We start from the raw sequence: 21,203 nt of genomic DNA, 5'->3' as shown, positions 1-21,203 counted from the left end.
TATCATGGATGCTAAAAGAATAAGAAAAAACACAACTGGATTATTGATGTCATTGGTACTGGCCTTCTGCCTGATGCCACATGTTGCCAAATCCCAAATAAATCCGAGAGCTTACTATCAAATCGGCTGGCAGTTTGACTTTCCTGTCAATTCCGGATTCACCGACAAAATGAATGACCTGGGACTTTACCTGGATGCCGGTTATTACCTGACCCCAAACATTTCGTTGGGAGGTTTCATTAACCTGAATACACGAAGCGAGTATGTCCCCCGGCAGACATTTACCGAAGGTACTACTTCCGTAAATACTGATCAGGTACGTTCTTCCATCCAAATTCCATTCGGAGTATCACTGCGCTATCGCTTTGCATGGAGATCACGCTGGCAACCATATATCGGTGCCAAATTAGGTGTAAATTACCTTGATGCCGAATCTGTTCAACAGTTGTATTTCTATAATGACAAGTCGTGGGGTATCTATGCCTCTCCGGAAGTAGGTGTCAATGTGTTTCCATTCAGACACAAATATGTGGGAATCAATCTTGCAGCTTATTACAGTTATGCGGATAATCGGGGCAAGATATTCTATCATGATATGGATGGTATGAACAACTGGGGTATCCGTGTGGGATTTACATTCTGAATATATGGACCGTTCACTTATACATAGACTCATTTTTGCCGCCTACATATCAGCAGTGCTGGCATTATGTTTTGCCGATTCAAATCTGGATACTGTTACCGGAAGTTACATTAATTATATCAATACTTCCGTAACAGTTTGTTCGGGATTTGGAAATGACAAAATCGTGCATCTGCTGATGTTTTTTCCATTTCCCATATTGGCAATACGCGCATTTGGGAGAAATAAGAAAAGCCTGCCGCAGTATATGGTATCTATTTTGGTCACATTACTTGCGGGCATACTGACCGGAGGAGTGATAGAACTGCTACAAGGGGTTTTTGGCTACAGAAGTTGTGGCATAAAAGACTTTTGTGCCGATTGTTTAGGTACATTACTCGGTGCAGCATTGACTTTGCAATTATTTGTTCTCAACAAGATCAAAAGACAAACAGTTTTGTTTTGACTGGCTTCCTTCATCGGATAAAGGAAGGATATTCCAAATCTTTTAACTCAGACGGCATCTTCCGAATCCTACCGGGTGGAAGATGCCATTTATTTTGCAGGAAAATTACCAAAAAGTCCTTTCAAGATATAGTATAAGGCAGGTAATACATTTCTTCAGTAAGTACATTTTCAATAGGTTTCATAAAAATATGGCTACTACACACAAGATATACTGTTTGTTTAATTCATTGTATAGCGTTCAGATATGTTTATATATCTTTAGTCCAACCAAGTTTACCTTCAGTTCATTTGTTGTTGCCTATTTCTCATTAATCCTTCAGTATCTCTATAAGTATTCTTAAAATGGACAATAAAAAGTTCCCGATTGTATATTATAGATACAACCGGGAGTGAGGAGAATTTATGAAACGGGGTTAGATAATAAAGAGTACGAAGGCAAGAATATTACCCCTTGTTTTCTCCTATATGTATATCCGCCACTTCCTCTGGCAGCAATTCGCCAATAAAAGCAAATGTGCTTCCTTCATATTCCGCAACAGCTTTATTGTTTTTCTTGTTCAGTTTTATTTTGAAATCTTTAGGAGTACCATCCAGCAGTGTTGACAACATGCATGTTACATTACCACGTTTGTCAGTTTCTACATTGCAGGAGAGAATATCCATCTTCATTGTTATGCCCGATATGGGGGTACTGTCACCTTTTTCAGCAGGAGGAGCTATTTGCAGCAATCCTTTATTCCCTTTTACGGCAAGGAAATTTGCTGCCGAATCAAGTTCAGCTGTTGCTCTTGTTTTAACCGAAGCCATATCATGAGCCTGAAGTACAAAGTCACACCGGTTCAATGCTTCGACTGCACCCTGATGAGCAATCTCTTTACTTACAGGTTTCTTTACCTCGGTCGTATCTGTCTTTACTTTGACCGTATCATTTTCCACTGTTTGAGCCTGTGCCATGAACATTGTGCCAGACAATGCGATAATAGCTAAAATCAAATTCTTTTTCATATTCTTTTTCTTTTAAATTGAACACTGCAAAGATGAAGGATTTGAAGCGGAATTATTTGTCCTGTAAGTTCAATCTTATTTGATTTATAAGTTCATGTTTCTATTTTCCGGCTGACTTTCTCAGGCAAACCTACTTGAACTTATCAGACCAATCCTTCCCAAGTTTTTAGTCCACTTTTGCACCAACGTTTTTGAGAGCTTAAATGAGAAGGCGATTACATTATTAATAATAGAACATTTATGAATAAGAAACTTTCAATTTTAACAGTATGTACTTTCGGAGTATTTGGTAGTATGTCTGCACAGCATCAACCCCAACTGGGGAAATCTCCTATAAATGAAATTATTTCCGCCATGACCATTGACGAAAAGGTTGCTCTGTTGGTTGGCTTCGGCGATGAAGATACACCCGACAGTATTCCTTCCGCTACCATAGGCTTTACCAAAAAGATCGTACCGGGAGCGGCAGGAATCACCCATGCCATCCCCCGTTTAGGCATCCCGTCCGTCGTGTTGGCTGACGGGCCGGCTGGACTTCGGATTGACCCGAAACGACCGGGGACAGACAGTACTTTCTACTGCACGCATTTCCCCGTAGCCACGTCGCTCGCTTCCACATGGAATGCACCATTGGTAAAGTCAGTAGGAAATGCCATAGGTAACGAAACCCTCGAATATGGTGTGGACATCCTGCTGGCTCCTGCCACCAATATCATGCGCAACCCGCTCTGCGGACGTAACTTCGAATATTATTCCGAGGACCCGATACTTGCTGGAAAACTCACCTCTGCCATGATTCAGGGGATTCAGCAAAATGGTGTGGGCACTTCAATCAAACACTTTGCCCTGAATAATCAAGAGACAAACAGAACGGGGAACAATGTTCTTGTCTCCCCCTATGTCATGCACGAACTTTACTTGAAACCTTTCGAGATAGCCATACGTGAATCCACTCCGTGGACAGTAATGAGTTCCTATAATAAGGTGAACGGTGAATATGCCTCAGAAAACAGTCTATTGCTCGATTCCATTCTTCGCCGGCAATGGGGATACAAAGGTCTGGTCATGACAGACTGGTTTGGTGGACAGGATGCCGTAAAACAGACGGTTGCAGGAAATGACCTGCTGATGCCCGGTTTGAAAAAACAGCGTAAAGTTCTTAAAGATGCAGTTGAAAATGGGAAACTCTCTACCCATATTCTTGACAGGAACGTACAACGAATACTGGAACTGATTGTCAAAACACCCCGTTTTCAACAATATGACTATACGAACGCAGTTGATTTGGGGGCAAATGCCCGCACCAGCCGTATGGCAGCCGCAGAGGGGATGGTGTTGTTGAAAAATGACAACCTGACACTCCCTTTGGATAAATCCCAAACAGGCCGTATAGCCTTGTTCGGTATCTCTTCTTATGATTTCATACCCGGTGGTACAGGCAGCGGAGATGTCAACCGTGCCTACACAATTTCTCTGGCAGAAGGTTTGAAACAGGCGGGGTTCCAGTGGGATGAAAAACTGGCCGAACTATATGATACATATATCAAGAAAGAAACCGATGCCCTTCCTGAAAGGCAATTTGACGATCCGGTGCAGCGTATTGCGGAAATGGAACTTTCCGATACGCTTATTCAGGCACAAGCCTCTTGCCAGGACATGGCGGTTGTAACTATCGGACGTATTTCCGGAGAATTTCATGACCGTAACCTCACTGATGATTTTTTACTCTCGCAGACAGAACAGAAACTGATTGAGAATGTATGTACCGCTTTTCATCAGAAAGGGAAAAAAGTAACAGTAATTCTTAATACCTGCGGCGTATTAGAGACATCCTCATGGAAGGAACAGCCGGATGCCATACTTGTAGCCTGGCTTGCCGGGCAAGAAGGCGGGAATGCCGTAGCCGACATACTGACCGGGACTGTTACCCCATCAGGAAAATTACCCATGACATGGCCCGTCAATTATGAGGATGTTCCGTCAGCTTCCAATTTTCCGCTTGCAGGACACAAGGAAAGCATAGACAGTACCCGTTATGAAGAGGGATTGTTTGTTGGTTACCGCTACTATGACACTTTTGGCAAACCTGTGTCTTACCCATTTGGATACGGTTTGTCTTACACGACATTTGACTATGGCAATCTAAGCATTGAAAAGAAAGAGGACGTTGTTGAAATATCCTGCCGAATAATCAACTCCGGAAACAAGGCCGGTAAAGAGGTGGTCCAGGTGTACGTGTCTTTTCCTGATAAAAACGAGAACTACCCGACAAAAGAACTGAAAGGATTTGCCAAAACACAAATATTGCAGCCGGGAGAAACAGAGACCGTGACCGTCCATATTCCGCTGTCTTATTTAAAACGATATGATGAAACAGCCGGCTGTTGGAAACTTCCACAAGGCACATTCCGGTTCTTTGTCAATAGTTCTGTTGAAGACTGCCGGCTGACAGGAAAATATAATCTTTAATTGCTCCATTAACTAACATTGTCAGATAATGAAAATAAAATCAACATTCAGATTTACAGCAATGATATTTCCGGCTATGAGTATTCTATTGCTGAGTGCATGTGGTGGGAAACAGGAAACAACCAGCTCTTCCACCCAATACGAAACAATGACAATCGGTCGTACCTCACAAAGACTTGACAGCCGTTATTCGGCTACGCTACGTGGAAAGCAGGATGTGGAGATCCGTCCGCAGGTATCAGGTACCATTACCGAACTTTGTGTGGAAGAAGGTGCTACAGTGCATCAGGGACAAACTATTTGTATCATAGACCAGGTACCCTATCAGGCTGCTCTGGAAACCGCTGAAGCGAACGTGAAAGTGGCCGAGGCGAATGTGGCAACCGCCCGTATGACTTCGGAGAGCAAGACGAACCTGTTTCATAAGAATATCATCTCTTATCTGGAGAGACAAACCGCAGCCAATACGCTGCACGGTAATGAGGCCGCACTGGCACTAGCACGGGCTGAACTGAAGAATGCACAAAACAATCTTTCCTATACTGTTGTGAAGAGTCCGGTAGATGGAAAAATCGGTATGATTCCCTATAAAGTGGGGGCATTGGTCAATCCTTCCATTGTCACACCGTTGACTTCCGTATCGGACAATTCCGAAATATACGCTTACTTTTCCATGACAGAGCGGGAGATTCTGAATCTTTCAAGGCAGTCGGGGTCATTGGAAAAAGCCATTGAGCAAATGCCGGAAGTGGAACTGATACTCAGTGACGGCAGCAAATATGCCTACAAGGGAAAGATAGATGCCGTAAGCAGCATGATAGACAGTTCCACCGGTGCCATCAGTTTACGTGCCACTTTCAGGAATGAGGAGCACGTCATTCCGAGCGGTGGTAGCGGAACGCTCATTTTTCCGTATGACATGACAGACTGTATCGTTATTCCCCAAGCTGCCACTTACGAGGTACAAGATAAAGTATATGTGTATAAGGTGGTAGATGGAAAGACCGTAGAGACCCTGATTGCCATCTTCCCGATAGACGACGGACAGAACTATATAGTCAGCGACGGTTTGCAGGAAGGCGATATCATTGTGACCGAAGGAGTGGGAACGTTAAAGGAAGGTGCGGAGATCAGCGTTTCCACACAGGTGTCTAACCCTTGAAAATATCTGAATTATGAATGTACAAAGATTTATAGACCGTCCCATACTGTCCATCGTCATCTCCGCCACCATTCTGCTGATAGGTTTTATCGGGCTTTCATCCTTACCGGTAGAGCAATATCCGGATATAGCTCCGCCTACGGTTATGGTATCCGCTTCCTATACCGGTGCCAGTGCGGAGACTATTCAGAAATCGGTCATTGTACCTTTGGAAGAAAGTATCAACGGTGTGGAGAATATGACCTATATGACTTCCGAAGCCACCAATACGGGAGATGCCACGATTAATGTCTATTTCGAACAAGGTACAGACCCTGATATGGCTGCTGTCAATGTGCAGAACCGCGTGAGCAAAGCTACCGGTCTGCTTCCATCGGAAGTGACACAGATTGGAGTTACAACTATCAAACGACAAAACAGTCTGTTAAAGATTTTCGGGTTGTACAGTGAAGACGACAAATATGACCAGACATTCCTGAACAATTACATGAAAATCAATATACAACCTGCATTATTGCGTATTGCCGGAATCAGTGAGATTGTGAACATGGGTGCCGATTACTCCATGCGCATCTGGCTCAACCCCGAAGTGATGGCGCAATACAAACTGATACCTTCCGACATTGAAAAAGTGTTGGGAGAACAGAACTTGGAGGCTGCAACTGGTTCGTTGGGGGAAAATTCCAAAAACGTACACCAGTATACAATGAAATACAAAGGGCGGCTCGAAAAACCCGAAGAGTTTGGAAGTATGGTTATCCGGTCGTTACCCAACGGAGAGGTTCTCCGTTTGAAAGATGTGGCAACCATTGAGCTGGGTGCACAGAACTATGTTATCAACGGACAGATAGACGGGCATCCGGCAGCCACTTGCATGATATTTCAGACGGCAGGTTCCAATGCCAATGAAGTAGTGGGTGATATAAACGATTATCTCGAAACCATAGAGAAGGAACTTCCAAAAGGTGTCAAAATTGCCCATCTGATGAGTACAAAGGATTTTTTGGATGCAAGTATCCATGAAATCATCAAGACGCTGATAGAGGCTATCATATTGGTCGTACTCATTACATATGTTTTTTTACAAAACCTACGCTCTACACTAATTTCATCGGTAGCTATCATTATCTCTCTGGTGGGTACGTTTGCTTTTCTCGCCATAGCTGGATTCAGCATCAATCTGTTGACTCTTTTTGCCCTCGTACTGGCTATTGGCGTAGTCGTGGATGATGCCATTATTGTGGTAGAGGCTGTCCAGGCAAAATTTGACATCGGTTATAAATCTTCCTATTTGGCCTCTGTAGATGCCATGCGTGAAATTACATCGGCAATTCTTACCTGTACACTGGTATTTATGGCGGTATTCATTCCCGTAGCGTTTATGGGCGGAACGAGTGGTACATTCTATACACAATTCGGTGTGACTATGGCGGTGGCGGTGGGTATTTCGGCTGTCAATGCATTGACACTTAGTCCGGCATTGTGTTCGCTCATTATGCGCCCCAAGTCAGACGGAAAAGTCAGAAAAGGGTTCTCCGAACGGTTCCGTATGGCATTCGAGACTTCGTTCGGCCATCTGCAAGCGAGATATAAGACCGGTATCATGTTTTTTATCAAGCACCGCTGGCTGAGTTGGGCGTCACTGGGAAGTTTTGTCATATTGCTGACTGTGTTGATGAATACGACCAAAACCGGACTTGTTCCACAAGAAGATGTAGGCACCGCTTATATCGATGTGATTACTGCACCAGGAAACTCTATCGAAGAAACCGGACGTGTCATGGACAAGATAGAAGAACAGATAAATGATCTTCCCCAAATAGAACATTATTCCAAGATAGCCGGCTCAGGTATGACTTCGGGCAAGGGTTCGTCATACGGTATGTTTATTCTCAAACTGCGGCATTGGGATGAACGTCCGGGAGAAGAGAACAGCGTGGAGACTTTAACAAATACCATTTACCAACGAATCGGAGACATAAATGATGCGCAGGCATTGGTTTTTACTCCACCGATGATTCCGGGATACGGACAAAGTAGCGGATTCGAATGTTATATACAAGACAAGAAAGGCGGTTCACTGAACGATTTATATGAGGTATGCCAAAAATTTATAACAGAACTGCGTAAACGTCCGGAAGTGGCGGCGGCACAGACCGCTTTCAATATCAACTTCCCTCAATATCTGGTGGATGTGGATGCGGCGAAATGTAAGAAGACGGGAGTTTCTCCCAATGATGTGCTGGATGCTATGGGTGGTTATTACGGTGGTTCTTATGCTTCCAACTTCAACCGGTTCACGAAGCTCTATCGGGTTATGATACAGGCTGATCCAAAGTATCGCTTAAATAAGGAATCGTTGAAGAACATATTTGTCCGGACAGAAAATGGTGATATGGCTCCGCTCAATCAGTTTGTGACTTTAACAAAGGTATATGGAGCTGAATCTGTTGCCCGTTTTAATCTGTTCAGTAGTATATCAGTGAACGGTTCAGCCGCAGACGGGTATTCTTCGGGCGATGCCATCAAAGCCATTCGGGAAGTGGCAGCAGAGGTTCTTCCGTCAGGATATGGGTATGATTTTGGTGGCATCACCCGCGAGGAAGCCGGAACGGGAAATAACACCATCATTGTCTTCTCCATCTGTATTGTGTTGATTTATTTAGTTCTTTGCGGATTATATGAAAGCCTATTTGTACCATTTGCCGTTATTCTTTCTGTTCCGTTCGGATTGGCGGGCAGCTTTATCTTTGCCCGAATCATGGGATTGGAAAACAACATCTATTTGCAAACCGGATTGATTATGTTGATTGGACTGTTATCCAAAACAGCCATCCTTCTGACGGAATACGCAACCGAACGAAGACGGCTGGGATTAAGTCTCACTTGGTCGGCACTGACGGCGGCTATGGTACGTTTACGTCCTATTCTTATGACTGTCTTTTCCATGATATTCGGCCTGTTGCCTCTGATGTTTGCGACGGGTGTCGGTGCCAAAGGAAACAGTTCTTTGGGTTCTGGAGTTGTGGGAGGTATGATTATCGGAACACTGGCGTTACTGTTTGTTGTTCCGGTATTCTTCATCGCCTTCCAATGGATAGAGGAAAAGGTCATGGGCAGAAAGCCTAAGGAAATACAAGCAATGCATCAGAAAAATTAAATATATAAAAGTATGAAATATAAAATTGCCATTTATTTGTTGGCGGCCTGTTCCTTAAGCAGTTGCCACATTTATAAATCATATGAACGTCCTGAACTGCCAACTGACAGTTTGTACCGTAAACCGGATATTCCGCAAGTGGACACACTCAACTTCGGCAACCTTTCTTGGCGTGAGGTATTCACTGACCCCAAATTGCAGAGTCTGATTGAAAAGGGACTGACAAACAATACAGACTTACGGATAGCCCGCTTACGCATCAAAGAGGCAGAAGCAACATTACTGTCTTCCAAACTTGCTTATTTGCCGGGAATCAGCCTGGCTCCACAAGGGACTGTTTCAAGTTTTGACAAACAAGCGGTTACCAGATCCTATCAACTTCCCGTTACCGCAAGCTGGGAAATAGATATTTTCGGCGGATTACTCAATGCCAAACGCAAAGCAAAAGCGGCACTTGAACAGAGTGAGGCATACAGACAAGCCGTGCAAACCCAACTGATAGCTTCCATCGCCAATAGTTATTACACTTTGCTGATGCTTGACAAACAGTTGGCTATAAGCGAGGTGACAGCGGAGAACTGGAGAGAAAGCGTCAAGACCATGCGTGAGATGAAAGAGGCGGGTATGACGAACGAGGCTGCCGTTACTCAGAGTGAGGCCAACTATAGGTCGGTAGAAGCCGATATTCCTGATTTGAAACGTCAGATTAGGGAAATAGAAAACGCATTGTCAGTCGTGTTGGGGGATAATCCCCAACATATAGACCGGAACAAATTGGAGAACATTCCGCTACCTACACGCTTTTCATCGGGCGTTCCTCTTCAATTACTCTCTAATAGACCTGATGTGAAACAGGCAGAAATGTCATTGGCGATGGCTTATTATGGAACTAATGCCGCACGTTCGGCATTTTACCCGGGCATTACGATAAACGGAATTGCCGGATGGACAAACAACGTGGGCGAAAGTATTCTTAATCCAGGCAAATTTCTGCTTTCCGCTATCGGTTCATTAGTCCAACCTCTATTTAATAAAGGTAAAAATATTGCCAACCTTAAAATTGCTAAAGCACAACAGGAAGAAGCGTTACTTTCTTTCAAACAAAGTCTGCTCAATGCTGGAGCGGAAGTGAGTGATGCACTCTATATGTTCCAATCTGCCGGAGAAAAGGGAGTACAAAGAGAAATTCAAGTCAGTTCTTTGGAAAAATCTGTTGATTCCACCACGGAATTATTCTTACTTGGAACTTCCACTTATCTCGAAGTATTGACGGCACAGCAAAGTTTGTTTAGTGCACAGCTTCTACAAGTCAGTGACCGGTTTGAACAGTTACAAACAGTGATTAATCTTTATCATGCTTTAGGAGGAGGATGGAAAGATGATACATCGAAGGATGCTAATCCATAATAAATAAAAGAATACATATGAAAGTCTTAAGATTAAACATTATCTATACGAATCAAAAAATGTATAATGTAAACGTTACAAATATAATATTACCAGGAAAAGATGGCCCGTTTGCAATTACTTCCAACCATAATTATGTCGTGGCCACTCTTTCAAGTGGTGAAATAAGATACATTTCAGAAAATGGTGAAGAAAAAAAAATAAGTATAAAAGGTGGTTTTGTGGAATTAAAAGATAAGATTATCTCTGTATGTGTTGATTTGTAAGGTATGAATAATATAATCATTTTGACATAATTTTTCCGCTCAACGAGTACATCCTTTTATTCAAGCAATTATTCTATTATGATTTCATATAGAATAGTTGCTTTTTATATCATTGATTCTTTTACAAATAAAAAGATTACATTTTAAGCATCTATATATTTAAATAATTAGAGTTGATATATTTTTTGCGATAATCATCATAAAAGCCATTGAATACAGCCCGCCCCGAATCCTGCCGCATTTCAATTCTCTTTTTCCCATATAACGATTTTCCCGTTTTTATTTATCCCGTCAGTGGCTCCACCTTGCGTTGTTCAGGGTGCGAAGCTACGGACGGGTCCCCTAAAAATCTGCAAGCCCGCTTCGCGCCCTGCGGGTTTTGACGAAAATTTTTCAATCCGTCCAGCCGGGCGGTTGAAAATTTTTCACCAAAAGCCTTGCATATTTTCTCCCCGTCCGTATCCGCCCCCTGAAACGAGCAAGGTGAAGCCACCGACAAGGCATAAAAAAAAAGTCAATGTTATGAAAAAGAGAATTGAAATACGGCAGGATTGGAAACGAGGCTTCGGCTCCGCTCCAACCGGCATTAAAAATTAGGTGAAGTGGTCGCTGGTCGGCTTCGTGGTCTATGTGGCAGTGCGTTTCGTGTGTGCCTTTCTTGGTGGTGTGGCGATTGGTTTGGGTGGTTGGTTGCCCATGTTGGCAGTTTTGGCGGTGGTGGTTTTCCTCATCCGTGCCGTGTGGCGCATCCTTTCCCTTTGCGTGACCGCTCTTCTCATCCTTGTTCTTTGCGTGATACTCTGACAGAATATTAATCATTTTAAAATTAAATCATTATGACTAAAGTGTATTTATTAGGAGCTAACAGAAGTTACGAAAGAAGCGTTCAGGCCGTTTCAGTCAATCAAGTGGTAGTATTGGAAGGCTACAGCTATGTCGTGTATGAAGTAACCCGTGACAAGTGGGGAATAACCTATCATCTTGTCAATTTGCGGACATACGAGTTTCACACTTCCGACCTTATCCGCCCGTTGTCGGAGAAATTCGGGATAGGCATCTATTACGATGATGCGAACCCCAAGTTCTTGGATCCGTTGGAAACAGCCGCTTTACTCACCAAGGCAAAAGAGAAGAAAGCCAAAGAAGAAAAGAAAGCGAAGGAAGCAAGGGAGGAATACGGACGTATCGCCAAAATCGGTGCGGAGCGTTTGCGCCCCCTTGTCCCGACGGATGCAAAGGCGGTCATTATCGGCACGCTACGGGTAAGCGAGTGCGACAGCTATACGGACTATTACGACTACAGTATAGCAAGAACCGTCATTTTAGGCTTTTCCAAGCATACACGCAACCTCTTTTCGGAAATGCGCAAGCATGCCGCCAATTTCGAGGGAACGGCCTACTTAGCGGAATATAACGCAGATTACGAACACCGTGAAAATTACAGCATGGGGGACGGCATGTATTTGGGCAAACACAAGTACAGCGGCTGGACGGTTGAGAAAGAGCCTATCTGTGACCTTGAAAAGTTCATAGAACGGTATGCGCATACCGCAGGGGATGAAGCCAACCTTTGCATGAAAGCACCGCAGAGGGAAAACGAAGCGCAACAGCCGACAGCAACCGCAGACCTTTCAGCCCTCAGTCTTGAAATCGTGGAATACAGCGAGAAGGCGATTGCCGTATTCGGTGACACCAAGCCGATAAAGGACGTTCTGAAAGGCTTGAACGGTCTGTTCCGTGCGAACCTCACCTATAAGGGCGAAAGGCGTGCAGGGTGGATATATTCCAAGAAGCAGGAGCAGAAAGTAAGGGAAGCACTCGCCACGTGCATCCGCGTATGACAGCATGAACGGCAGGGCGGAACAATCCGCCCGCCTATCAAACGGCAATTCAATTAATTATCAACATTCAAAAACTTATCATTATGAAGACGAACAAGAAAGTACAGAAGAACAGCGTACAGAAATCAGAGAAAGAAAATGCAGTAAAGGTGACCGCTTTGGCAATCATCCCGAAGCCGATGACGCTACTCACACCGCAGGACGTGCCCACGGCTACGGAAGAAGCACCGCAACAGGCCACGTTCAAGACACCGCTTGCAACGGCCACAGCCGAGACAGACCTTGACATTGCCACCGTACACCCAAGCAGGGACAACCACCGCAAGACGTTCAATGACGCATCATTGCAGGAACTTGCGGAAAGCATTCGGGAAGTGGGAGTCTTGCAGGCCATTGCGGTACGCCCACGCACTGAGGGCGGTTATGAAATCATTTACGGCGAACGCCGTTACCGTGCCTCACTGCTTGCAGGAGCAAAGACCATAAAGGCAGCCGTATATAATAATGTAACGGACGATGAAGCGGAAGACATGTCGTTAAGCGAGAATTTGCAGCGTGAGCAGGTACGCCCCACCGAAGAAGCGAGAGCCTTCAAGCGGTTGCTTGAAAAGGGACGGTATGATATTTATTCTTTGGCGGGACGTTTCGGACGAAGCGAGAAGTATATCTATACCCGATTGAAACTGAACGAACTCTATGCGCCTATCGGTGAATTGTTGGATAATGAAACAATCACTATCAGCGTAGCCGAGGAAATAAGCACCTATGAACCCGATATCCAAAAGGACGTTTACGAGAAGCACCTCAAAGAGGGTAACGGTGAGGACTGGACGGGATATACACTGAATCTCTTCAAAAGGTACTTTGAGAAATACTATACCACCGACCTTGAGCAATACAAGTTCGACAAGACGGAATGCAAGGCATGCGTACACAACGCAGCCAATTACAATCTCTTTGCCGAACATAACGGATGCGGACACTGTACCAACCGCAAGTGTCTGGAAGCCAAGAATGCCGCCCATGTGGCAAAAGAGACGGAGAAACTTTTGAAATCCGATCCGAAATTGGTTGTCGCACGCCCTTACTACGGAAGCCGTAACGATATGGCACTACAGAAATTGGACAAGAAAGGGCATGAAATCAAGGAACTTGACTACAACGTATCGGCAAGGGAATTCCCCAAAGCACCCGAAGCACCGAAGAAAGAGCAGTTCACCCAAACGAAAGAGTACGAACAGGCGGTGCAGACATTTGAGCGCAGAAACGAGGAATACGCCCGAAAGGTGGAGGAACTTGGCCGCATGAAGGAGGAAGGCAGGATAAAGACCTATGTAAGGGTAGGACAGACAGAACCCGAACTCTGTTACGTGGAGATAAACAGGAAGGAAACCGCCCCCGTCACTATCGGGACATTGCAGGAAAGGGACAAGCGTTTCAAACAGCTTTCCATCGAAAAGACCGTTGCCGACACGAAGAAGATTGTCCGTGAGAACGACTATCCCGAAAGCCCGTTCACGCAGTACGAGGACGGTATGGTTTATTTCGCCATGCTTGCCCAACTTCAAAGGAGACATTTCCCGCTTTTCGGCATCAAGGACCAGCCTTTCGCATTGGACGAGAAACAGCGGATGAAAATCGTTGCCCAATTGACGGACGCACAAAAGACGGTAATCAAACGGGACTTCATCAGCCACTTCCTTTGTGAGAACGGCTACGGAGACAACAACGCATCCAAGCTGTTGAGGGACTTCGCAAACATGCACTTCCCCGACCGGTACGGACTTGCCAGAGCCACCCACGAGGAGGAATATCAGAAACGGCATGAACGTTTGGAGGAAAGGATAAAGGAAATGAAGAAAGCGGAAAAGAAAGCAGCCAAGAAAGCGGAAAAGCAGACGGACTGCCACGTACCTAATAACGAGAAAGCCGCTTGAATAAGAACCGGGGGGGGAGGGAAAATTCCCTTTCCCCCCTCTTTTTCCAATACAATATCCTCAAACATTATGGACAAAGAAGATATTTTATGCATAATCAAAGAATGTGCATGTTCTCTTGCAGAGAAGGAACTGATAGACAAATACGGGAAACTGCCCGAACAACTCATGACCCAAAACGGGACATACTGTATCAAGTATCAAGATGAATTCAACAAGCAATACGACAAATACGAAAGTCTGCTTGTCCGATTGTCGGGAAAGAATGTCAATGAACTGTTTCCCTGATAAGAATGACCATGTGCCGGAAACAACATCCGGCGCATCTTTTTCACCGCCCCCAAGGGAACAGAGGGCAGGGCCGGATGACCCCACCCACACCGCCACCGTAAAACCTTTTAAAATACCGGTATATGAAGTATATAAGAACAGCCCCTAATGTGGAGTATTCCACCGACAGGGATTTTTTCCTTGAGAATCAGATTGTCTGCATTGTAGGCAGGGAGGGTACGAAGTTTTGCAGTCTGATAGAGAACCGTCTGTTCATGCGTTCCCAAAGCCGCCATATCAGCAAGCGGATGCAGATGCATATCATGTGTGAAATCCACGAAGACATCTGCCGCCTTCACTATGGCGGCGAGCCGGTGGAATGACCTGCCACACTCCACACCTGAATACTCTCTCTTAAAAAATCAGATAATTCTTATAGTATTTTTCCACTAATACGATAATAAAAGATTTATTGATAACCAGATGAATAGCCGTTTATTTTTTCAGTTATCCGTTCTGTTGTCTGTTTATCCGGTTAGCTATATAGCTATCTATCTATTCAGCTACATAGCTAAATAGCTATGTAGCTATGTGCATATTCAAACGGCAGCCCACATATCCATATAATCATATATCCATTCGGCCGGATATTTGCCTGCTTATTCGGGTAGCTATCTTAATAATTGCCTGAACAGCAATTCAAATACCAGACCATTTACTTATTCAAACGGATAATTGAATAACTGTCCGGCTATAAATAAGCCTTAAAAGAGTATCCATAAAGTATTCCCTGATTTCAAAGTCATTCATTGGCGGGTGTTGGCGGGAACCGCCATAATGTGCGGATAGAAAAAACTCCCTACCTTTGTCGCCGGGAGAACGCAGCCCGTTCTCGGCAGAGAACGTAAGACAATCCTTCAGACCTTTAATCCGGCACAGCCGGATTTTAATATGCGTCAGCATACAGCGAGGTGTACTTTCAGCGGTTGAAAATATTTCTACCCACTGAAAGTCTCGCCCGAAAGGTCTTTCGGAGGCAAAGGTTCTCCCAAGTCGAACCTTTTAAAATTTTCATGTTATGAAAGATGAAACAAGAATCCGTAACGCCGCAGGGCGCAAGGTGCTGGCAGACCCGCGTACGCACCGCTACTACCTTTGTCTCAATGACAGTGAGAACGAGAAGTTTCTCACTATGTTCGAACAGTCCGGCATGAAGAACAAGGCCGAATTTATCTTCGCCCGTATCTTCGGTTGAGAGTTCAAGGTGGTGAAAATTAACAAGGAAGCGCAGGAATACTATGCCCAGCTCACCGCTTTCTATCAGCAGTTCCGCCGTATCGGGAATAACTATAACCAATGTGTAAAGGTCATTTATACCATTTATGGAGAAAAGAAATCGCTTGCGTTTCTCTACAAACTTGCCGAAGAAACCCGTAAACTGGAAGAAGTATGCAGGCAGGTTATCGAACTGACAAAGCGGTACGAAAAGGAGTATCTTACTAAAAAGGGATAACATCATGGTACCGAATACATAAAGGAAAATTGGCATCGTGACATTGTCCCCGACCAGCTACAACAAGCAAGACATGTACCGTCCATGAAAATTATAATGCCGGCAAAGGATACCCAAGAAATATCGTAACGCTTCCCCCATGGCACATTGCGGTCCCCCTGGAAGCTGCGCAAGCTTCACTTCCGCAGTTTGCCGCAAAGATCCATAAAAAAAAGACAAAGACACGGACGGCACCTGGATAAATCCAGACTGCCGTTTGTGCCCTTGTCTTATAGACTATAATACAAATATTAATATCTTTATTTGACTTCTAATGGAAGTCCCAATTTATCAAATAATATTTGATTACGCTTTCTTGCATCATTTTTTACTTTTTCGAAAGACATTACTTCTATATATCCATTGTATCTTCTGGATTTAAATGTATAATAGCCTTGTCCATCAGGAGTTTTATAGAAATCTCTTCTCTCTAAAATCTTTACCAATGTTGGGGTTAAATCACTTATTATATAAATATAGAAAGGAGTATCTTTTGTTATAATAATAGTTCTACCTTTACGGTTAGTAATTTTGCCTCCTAATAAGTCCTCCACATAACGTTCGACTTGGTCAATAGGATTTTTTGCTTCATCATTATCTATATAATTATTTCTTTCAGGCTTTTTAAATTCGATTATAGTAATTGCATTATAAGGAGCTTCCTTTTCTGTCGCAAAAGCAAAAGCATTAGAGAATATCAACATATCCGGTCTGTCATCAGGATTTTCTGAAACTTCTATATTTTCCATGGCATTGAAAGTTTTATCAGATGCTAAATATGTATGATATGACAATTTTTCGTCAATCATCCACAAATTCTGTTTGTTATATGGGATAATATCAGAGGTAGTCCGAATAGGAAAAAAAAGACTATGAACAAGATCTTCATTGGCATATTTATCATGATCTCCTTCTTTACTAATTAGAAAATCTAATAAATCAATAACTGATTTTCTATGGATTATATACCTGGCTAATTCCGATTGACCAATATCATTGAGTTCTGTTAGATATCCTTCGTATAGTTTATGATACTCATCCAAATTTGTAATGTCTTTTTTCTTTTCAATCAGTTCAATTCCTTGTTTTTTAACTTCTGTTTTCCATTCTGATTCTATCTTATATAACTCTATATCTAAGCTTTGTTTAGACAAACCAGCTTGCAGTTTCTTAATATTCTCAGTTTTTCTATTTAATACAGCTCTATATTGAGGTAATTCAGCCTCTATCACTGTACGATATGTTTCTACTTTCAAAGTTCTGACCTCATTTATATAATCTGAAATCAGGTTTTCAATCGTTTTTATTGCATGGCGTCGTATTTTCGATAAAGAAATTTCTGTAGAATCAAAGATTTCATCACTATCTTCATCTTCCGCTTCATTTATTGGAAAGTCAAAGTTCGTTCTTTCATTATTTACAGAGTTATCTAATAAATCACTAACAATAAAGGCAGCATAATAAAAAGGTTCAGTGCCATTATCCGATATCGGTTTTTTACCTAATTCAATAATTTTTTTCCCTAACCACTCTTCTATTACACTTCTATTGTGGGCACAAAAGTGTAACCTATGGCTTTTTGAAGAGTTTGATTCTGACAAATAAACTTTAAAAACATCATCTCCTATTACAAATTCATCGTCTTGAACTTTGTTTCTAAATGAACCGGCATATCTATTGTTTAGGTCTATCTGATCATTATTTTGATTTCGAATAACGATATGTGGCATTTGATTAGTTATAAAATATAACTGAAAATGGGTAATAATGGCATCTGCTATTTCAATTATTTTTTTTGTAGTATTTCTCTGGAACTCCAATGCAAAGTCATGTAAAGTACATATTGTTTGATATCTGTGAATAGTCGCATCGGTTTCCTGGTAATTTTCAAACCCTTGTTTTGTGTTTTTAAGAGATAATCCTCTCTGTTTGAATATTCCATTTTCAGAGAAGGTACTAACAATTTCCAACCACTTAAATGCTTTCAGACAAACAAAACGTCCCACCCCCTTTCCGCCAATTTCTAATTTGTGATCAGAATCAGCTTCTGTAAAGGAAATTAAATTATCTTCATTAAGTCCAATTCCATTATCTTCCACAATAATGTCTTTTATTGGATAATCGTCATTATCAGGAATAGAAGCTAAAGTCTCAGGCTGTCCATTTCTTATTAAAGTAATTAGAATCTTTCCACTTTCATCGTCACCCAGCAAATGTGCCTTTCTACGTTCAAAAATAGAATGTATAGAATTACTTATCAATTCAAACAGAGGCATCAATCCCTGTTTTCGGGATAAACTTGTGTTCCTAATTTTATTAGCGATATTACTTTTAGCTATTATTTTTTCATTATTCATGGCATAATCTGTTGAACGATAGTTTATTTATTGCAAATCTACAAAAACTTTTTTAGGATATTACAATTCATAAGTTAGAATACGCATAATCATTTTTTAGTTTATAACAAAGAAAAGGCTATAAAATAGGCTGACATTCAGTGAAATACCTAATTATTAACCATGTAATTTTACTTCTATATATCGTCCTCAAATGAAATCCTCTATCTACCTATTTAACGTGAGTTCGAAATAAAATCAAAAAATAGCAAGCTGTCCGTCATTGACAAAATTTACGTCAATGGCGGGCTTCTTTTCAAAAAAGCAGTATGCCGCGATAGCCGACAAGGAGTTGGCTATAAAGTTACTGAATGAACTATGTCTTGAGTGTTCAATCTGTGCGATGTTCTTCAGTTCGTCATTGACCGTTTCAATCAAGGCTTTTTTTCTTAGCAAAATCTTGTCGGCAATACTCATCAGTGAGTTCCTCATATTATTTTTAACTTTAGTAACAAGCTGTATGCCATTAAGGAAAAGGTTTTCAAACAGAGCCTGATCTATATATCCCTTGTCTGCACATAGTTTTCCTTTGATGTTTTCCAGAAACTTACCCTGTTTCAACGGTTCCCGGTCATCCACGTTTCCAGGCGTGAACATGAAATTGAGGATCTCTCCTTTGTCATTGATTATCAGATGCAGCTTGAATCCGAAGAACCATCCCATAGAACATCTTCCACGCTCGGCAAGCCCTTCAAATGTCTTATGAATCAAGATTCTTTGGTTACGACATACACATAAGGGAGTGGAATCAACGAAACTGATGCCGGTACAAGTTCCCAGCAGTACTTTTTTGATGAATATGGTCATGGGAAGCAATACTTCCTTCTCCAGTTCCACAAAACGGTTATAAGAAACCTGACGAGGAAAAAGGTGTTTCAGATGTTTACAGACATACTCCTTGTAGTAATGCTTGAAACAACGGAAACCACCGGAGTGAAACAGGATTAGAATAACCATAATCTCTGCATCACTCATACAGTTGGGTTTGTTACGATGCATGGTCTTCTTATCCTTAATCATATATTTTTCCTGTTGCAATGTAAATTCCTTGCAAAAATCATCGGCCATACAATAAATCTCTGTAACTTTAGACTCTGGAAACATAGTGGTAATCGTTTAAATGTTATAATTCAGCACTATAAATTTAATACTTTTATCGCTATGTTTCTAATTATAAGTGAAATATATTTATTCTTATTTCGAACTCACGTTATTTATTCTCTTGCTGTCAATCTAATCCTTTAGATTAATTATATCCATGATTGAGTAATGCCTTGTGCCGTTTTCCTCTTCCGCAAAGCGCAGATGTCCGTTCAGATGCTGTTTCTCTATTACAGCTGGTTTAAGTCCTATCAATTCACATACCTCATCCGGCAACATGGACAATTCTATACTGTTGTCCTCACAGATATTTTGCAACATGACCAGCATGTTGAGGAACCTTTTGTAACTTCTCACGAGCGCAGCCAACGAACTGCTTTCAATATTGAGTATCTTTCTCATAATCTTTTATTTTTAGAGTGTTCTTCCTTTTCCTGTAACATGGCACACAGTGCGTCCGAGCCGCGGTAGTAAATCTTTCCTTTGTCGCGGTGAAAGAGTAACGCACCGTCATTACGACGCTTTAAAAGTGTCCTGTCGAACATCTTGGTCAGCAGGCGGACTTCTTTGAATCCAGAATCTTACTGTCCGGCAGGTTTTCGAAACTGGGTGAGAGCAGTTTCTCAATCCTGTTCACTCTGGCAAAGATAGTGCCCAACAGATGGGTAACTCTGGCATCCAGTACGACTTTTCTGTTATTCATATTGACCTTGTTTTTATCGTTTATGGTGCAATATTACAGAGTTGTTGTGAGGTCATTGATTCTCAACCGTTGAGCAACCGACAAAGGGGTACAAAAATAGTCAGAGGGCAATTCTGGTTATTCCAATGGGAAGAGAGTTATGCGCAAATATTGTCTAAGATATTAATAACCAATATTATATGTGAAATATATCTGAATAAATTTGGTTATATTACAACTATTCACTATATTTGTACATAGTTATTTGAAATTATGCAAAGCAATGTAACTGAAAGCAAGACTTTTGCTACCAAATCGTTACCTGCATCTTTAAATATTTCTATAAAATAATACAAATCAAGAAGTTACATCAAAACTCTTTGTTTCTATAGGCGAAACTACTCTTCTGATATGATTGAGCAAGCAAAACTCGACTACATTTTAGAATGTGCCCGTTTTGCTCCTTCTGCTGTAAACTATCAACCTTGGCACTTTTTTGTCGTAAAAAGTAATAAACCCAAACTACTGATTCAACAATCTTATCCACGTGAATGGTTTACCGAAGCTCCACTCTATATTGTAGTTTGTGCTGACAATTCAATTTCTTGGGTGAGAAAATCAGACAATAAGAACCATGCAGATATTGATGCAGCAATAGCGACTGAACATATTTGTTTAGCCGCAGCAGAACAAGGATTAGGTAGCTGCTGGGTATGTAATTTCGATCCTGATATGCTAAAGGATAATCTTCATTTATCTCCCAATATGTACCCTGTGGCAATTATTTCATTAGGTTATGTAAAACAACCACCTGAAAAATCATCTAAACGAAAAGATATAACCGAAATAGTTTCAATCTTATAAA

16 protein-coding genes and 3 pseudogenes are annotated in these 21,203 nt (G+C 42.1%); 14 read left to right on the top strand and 5 right to left on the bottom strand.

The genetic code is table 11. The features are described from left to right. The first annotated feature begins 4 nt into the window (after positions 1-4). Both R3O62_RS07450 and R3O62_RS07445 read left to right on the top strand, forming a co-directional pair. Positions 5-643: a porin family protein gene (locus R3O62_RS07450; RefSeq protein WP_217773575.1), complete on the top strand. Its 639-nt coding sequence runs from the start codon at positions 5-7 to the stop codon at positions 641-643. Between the two features lie 4 nt (positions 644-647). Further along, positions 648-1,088, top strand: coding sequence for a VanZ family protein (locus R3O62_RS07445; RefSeq protein ID WP_317472398.1), 441 nt, complete (start codon positions 648-650; stop codon positions 1,086-1,088). A 446-nt stretch (positions 1,089-1,534) separates the two neighbouring features. Here the strand turns inward: R3O62_RS07445 and R3O62_RS07440 are convergent, their stop codons facing one another. Beyond that, positions 1,535-2,095, bottom strand: coding sequence for a DUF4251 domain-containing protein (locus R3O62_RS07440; protein WP_217773577.1), 561 nt, complete (start codon positions 2,093-2,095; stop codon positions 1,535-1,537). A 240-nt stretch (positions 2,096-2,335) separates the two neighbouring features. Here R3O62_RS07440 and R3O62_RS07435 point away from each other — a divergent pair, with 240 nt between their 5' ends. The 11 genes and pseudogenes from R3O62_RS07435 (at position 2,336) to mobA (ending at position 16,120) form a co-directional block, all read left to right on the top strand. Then, positions 2,336-4,564, top strand: a complete 2,229-nt coding sequence (locus tag R3O62_RS07435) for a beta-glucosidase (protein ID WP_317472399.1) — start codon at positions 2,336-2,338, stop codon at positions 4,562-4,564. Between the two features lie 28 nt (positions 4,565-4,592). Further along, the gene (locus tag R3O62_RS07430; protein ID WP_317472400.1) at positions 4,593-5,726 is read left to right on the top strand and encodes an efflux RND transporter periplasmic adaptor subunit; all 1,134 of its coding nucleotides are present in this window, start codon (positions 4,593-4,595) and stop codon (positions 5,724-5,726) included. A 13-nt stretch (positions 5,727-5,739) separates the two neighbouring features. Next, entirely contained in the window at positions 5,740-8,886 is a 3,147-nt protein-coding gene (locus R3O62_RS07425) for an efflux RND transporter permease subunit (RefSeq protein ID WP_317472401.1), read from the top strand. A gap of 12 nt (positions 8,887-8,898) precedes the next feature. Further along, positions 8,899-10,293 carry a TolC family protein gene (locus tag R3O62_RS07420; protein WP_317472402.1) on the top strand — a complete coding sequence of 465 codons (1,395 nt, stop codon included), beginning with the start codon at positions 8,899-8,901 and terminating at the stop codon, positions 10,291-10,293. 17 nt (positions 10,294-10,310) lie between these two features. Continuing rightward, a complete protein-coding gene (locus tag R3O62_RS07415) occupies positions 10,311-10,559 on the top strand; it encodes a hypothetical protein (RefSeq protein ID WP_317472403.1) in 249 nt (82 codons plus the stop codon). Positions 10,560-11,081: 522 nt separating this feature from the next. Then, positions 11,082-11,363, top strand: a pseudogene (locus R3O62_RS07410) (hypothetical protein). Between the two features lie 32 nt (positions 11,364-11,395). Further along, positions 11,396-12,400, top strand: a complete 1,005-nt coding sequence (locus tag R3O62_RS07405) for a fusion protein (protein WP_317472404.1) — start codon at positions 11,396-11,398, stop codon at positions 12,398-12,400. Between the two features lie 83 nt (positions 12,401-12,483). Then, a complete protein-coding gene (locus R3O62_RS07400; protein ID WP_317472405.1) occupies positions 12,484-14,337 on the top strand; it encodes a ParB/RepB/Spo0J family partition protein in 1,854 nt (617 codons plus the stop codon). Between the two features lie 69 nt (positions 14,338-14,406). Further along, entirely contained in the window at positions 14,407-14,625 is a 219-nt protein-coding gene (locus R3O62_RS07395) for a hypothetical protein (RefSeq protein WP_250710245.1), read from the top strand. A 125-nt stretch (positions 14,626-14,750) separates the two neighbouring features. Then, positions 14,751-14,990, top strand: a complete 240-nt coding sequence (locus R3O62_RS07390) for a hypothetical protein (protein ID WP_250710244.1) — start codon at positions 14,751-14,753, stop codon at positions 14,988-14,990. A gap of 695 nt (positions 14,991-15,685) precedes the next feature. After that, a pseudogene (mobA, locus tag R3O62_RS07385) lies at positions 15,686-16,120 on the top strand (conjugal transfer protein MobA). A 299-nt stretch (positions 16,121-16,419) separates the two neighbouring features. On the opposite strand, the gene R3O62_RS07380 reads toward mobA, so the two are convergent. The 4 genes and pseudogenes from R3O62_RS07380 to R3O62_RS07365 form a co-directional block, all read right to left on the bottom strand. Further along, positions 16,420-18,516, bottom strand: a complete 2,097-nt coding sequence (locus R3O62_RS07380) for a hypothetical protein (protein ID WP_317472407.1) — start codon at positions 18,514-18,516, stop codon at positions 16,420-16,422. Between the two features lie 237 nt (positions 18,517-18,753). Then, a complete protein-coding gene (locus R3O62_RS07375) occupies positions 18,754-19,659 on the bottom strand; it encodes an IS982 family transposase (protein ID WP_317472408.1) in 906 nt (301 codons plus the stop codon). A 129-nt stretch (positions 19,660-19,788) separates the two neighbouring features. Further along, a complete protein-coding gene (locus tag R3O62_RS07370) occupies positions 19,789-20,058 on the bottom strand; it encodes a hypothetical protein (protein WP_317472409.1) in 270 nt (89 codons plus the stop codon). Next, positions 20,055-20,359: pseudogene (locus R3O62_RS07365) on the bottom strand (DNA-binding protein). The gene R3O62_RS07370 and the pseudogene R3O62_RS07365 overlap by 4 nt, the downstream one beginning before the upstream one ends. Before the next feature lie 348 nt (positions 20,360-20,707). Here R3O62_RS07365 and R3O62_RS07360 point away from each other — a divergent pair. Then, positions 20,708-21,202 (top strand): nitroreductase family protein, encoded by a 495-nt coding sequence (locus R3O62_RS07360; protein ID WP_317472469.1) that lies wholly within the window; start codon positions 20,708-20,710, stop codon positions 21,200-21,202. Position 21,203 lies beyond the last annotated feature (1 nt).

Source organism: Bacteroides hominis (assembly GCF_033042785.2).
Lineage (GTDB): Bacteria > Bacteroidota > Bacteroidia > Bacteroidales > Bacteroidaceae > Bacteroides > Bacteroides hominis.
The sequence above is the reverse complement of the archived record's forward strand: the minus strand, read 5'-3'. Positions and strand labels throughout refer to the sequence as shown.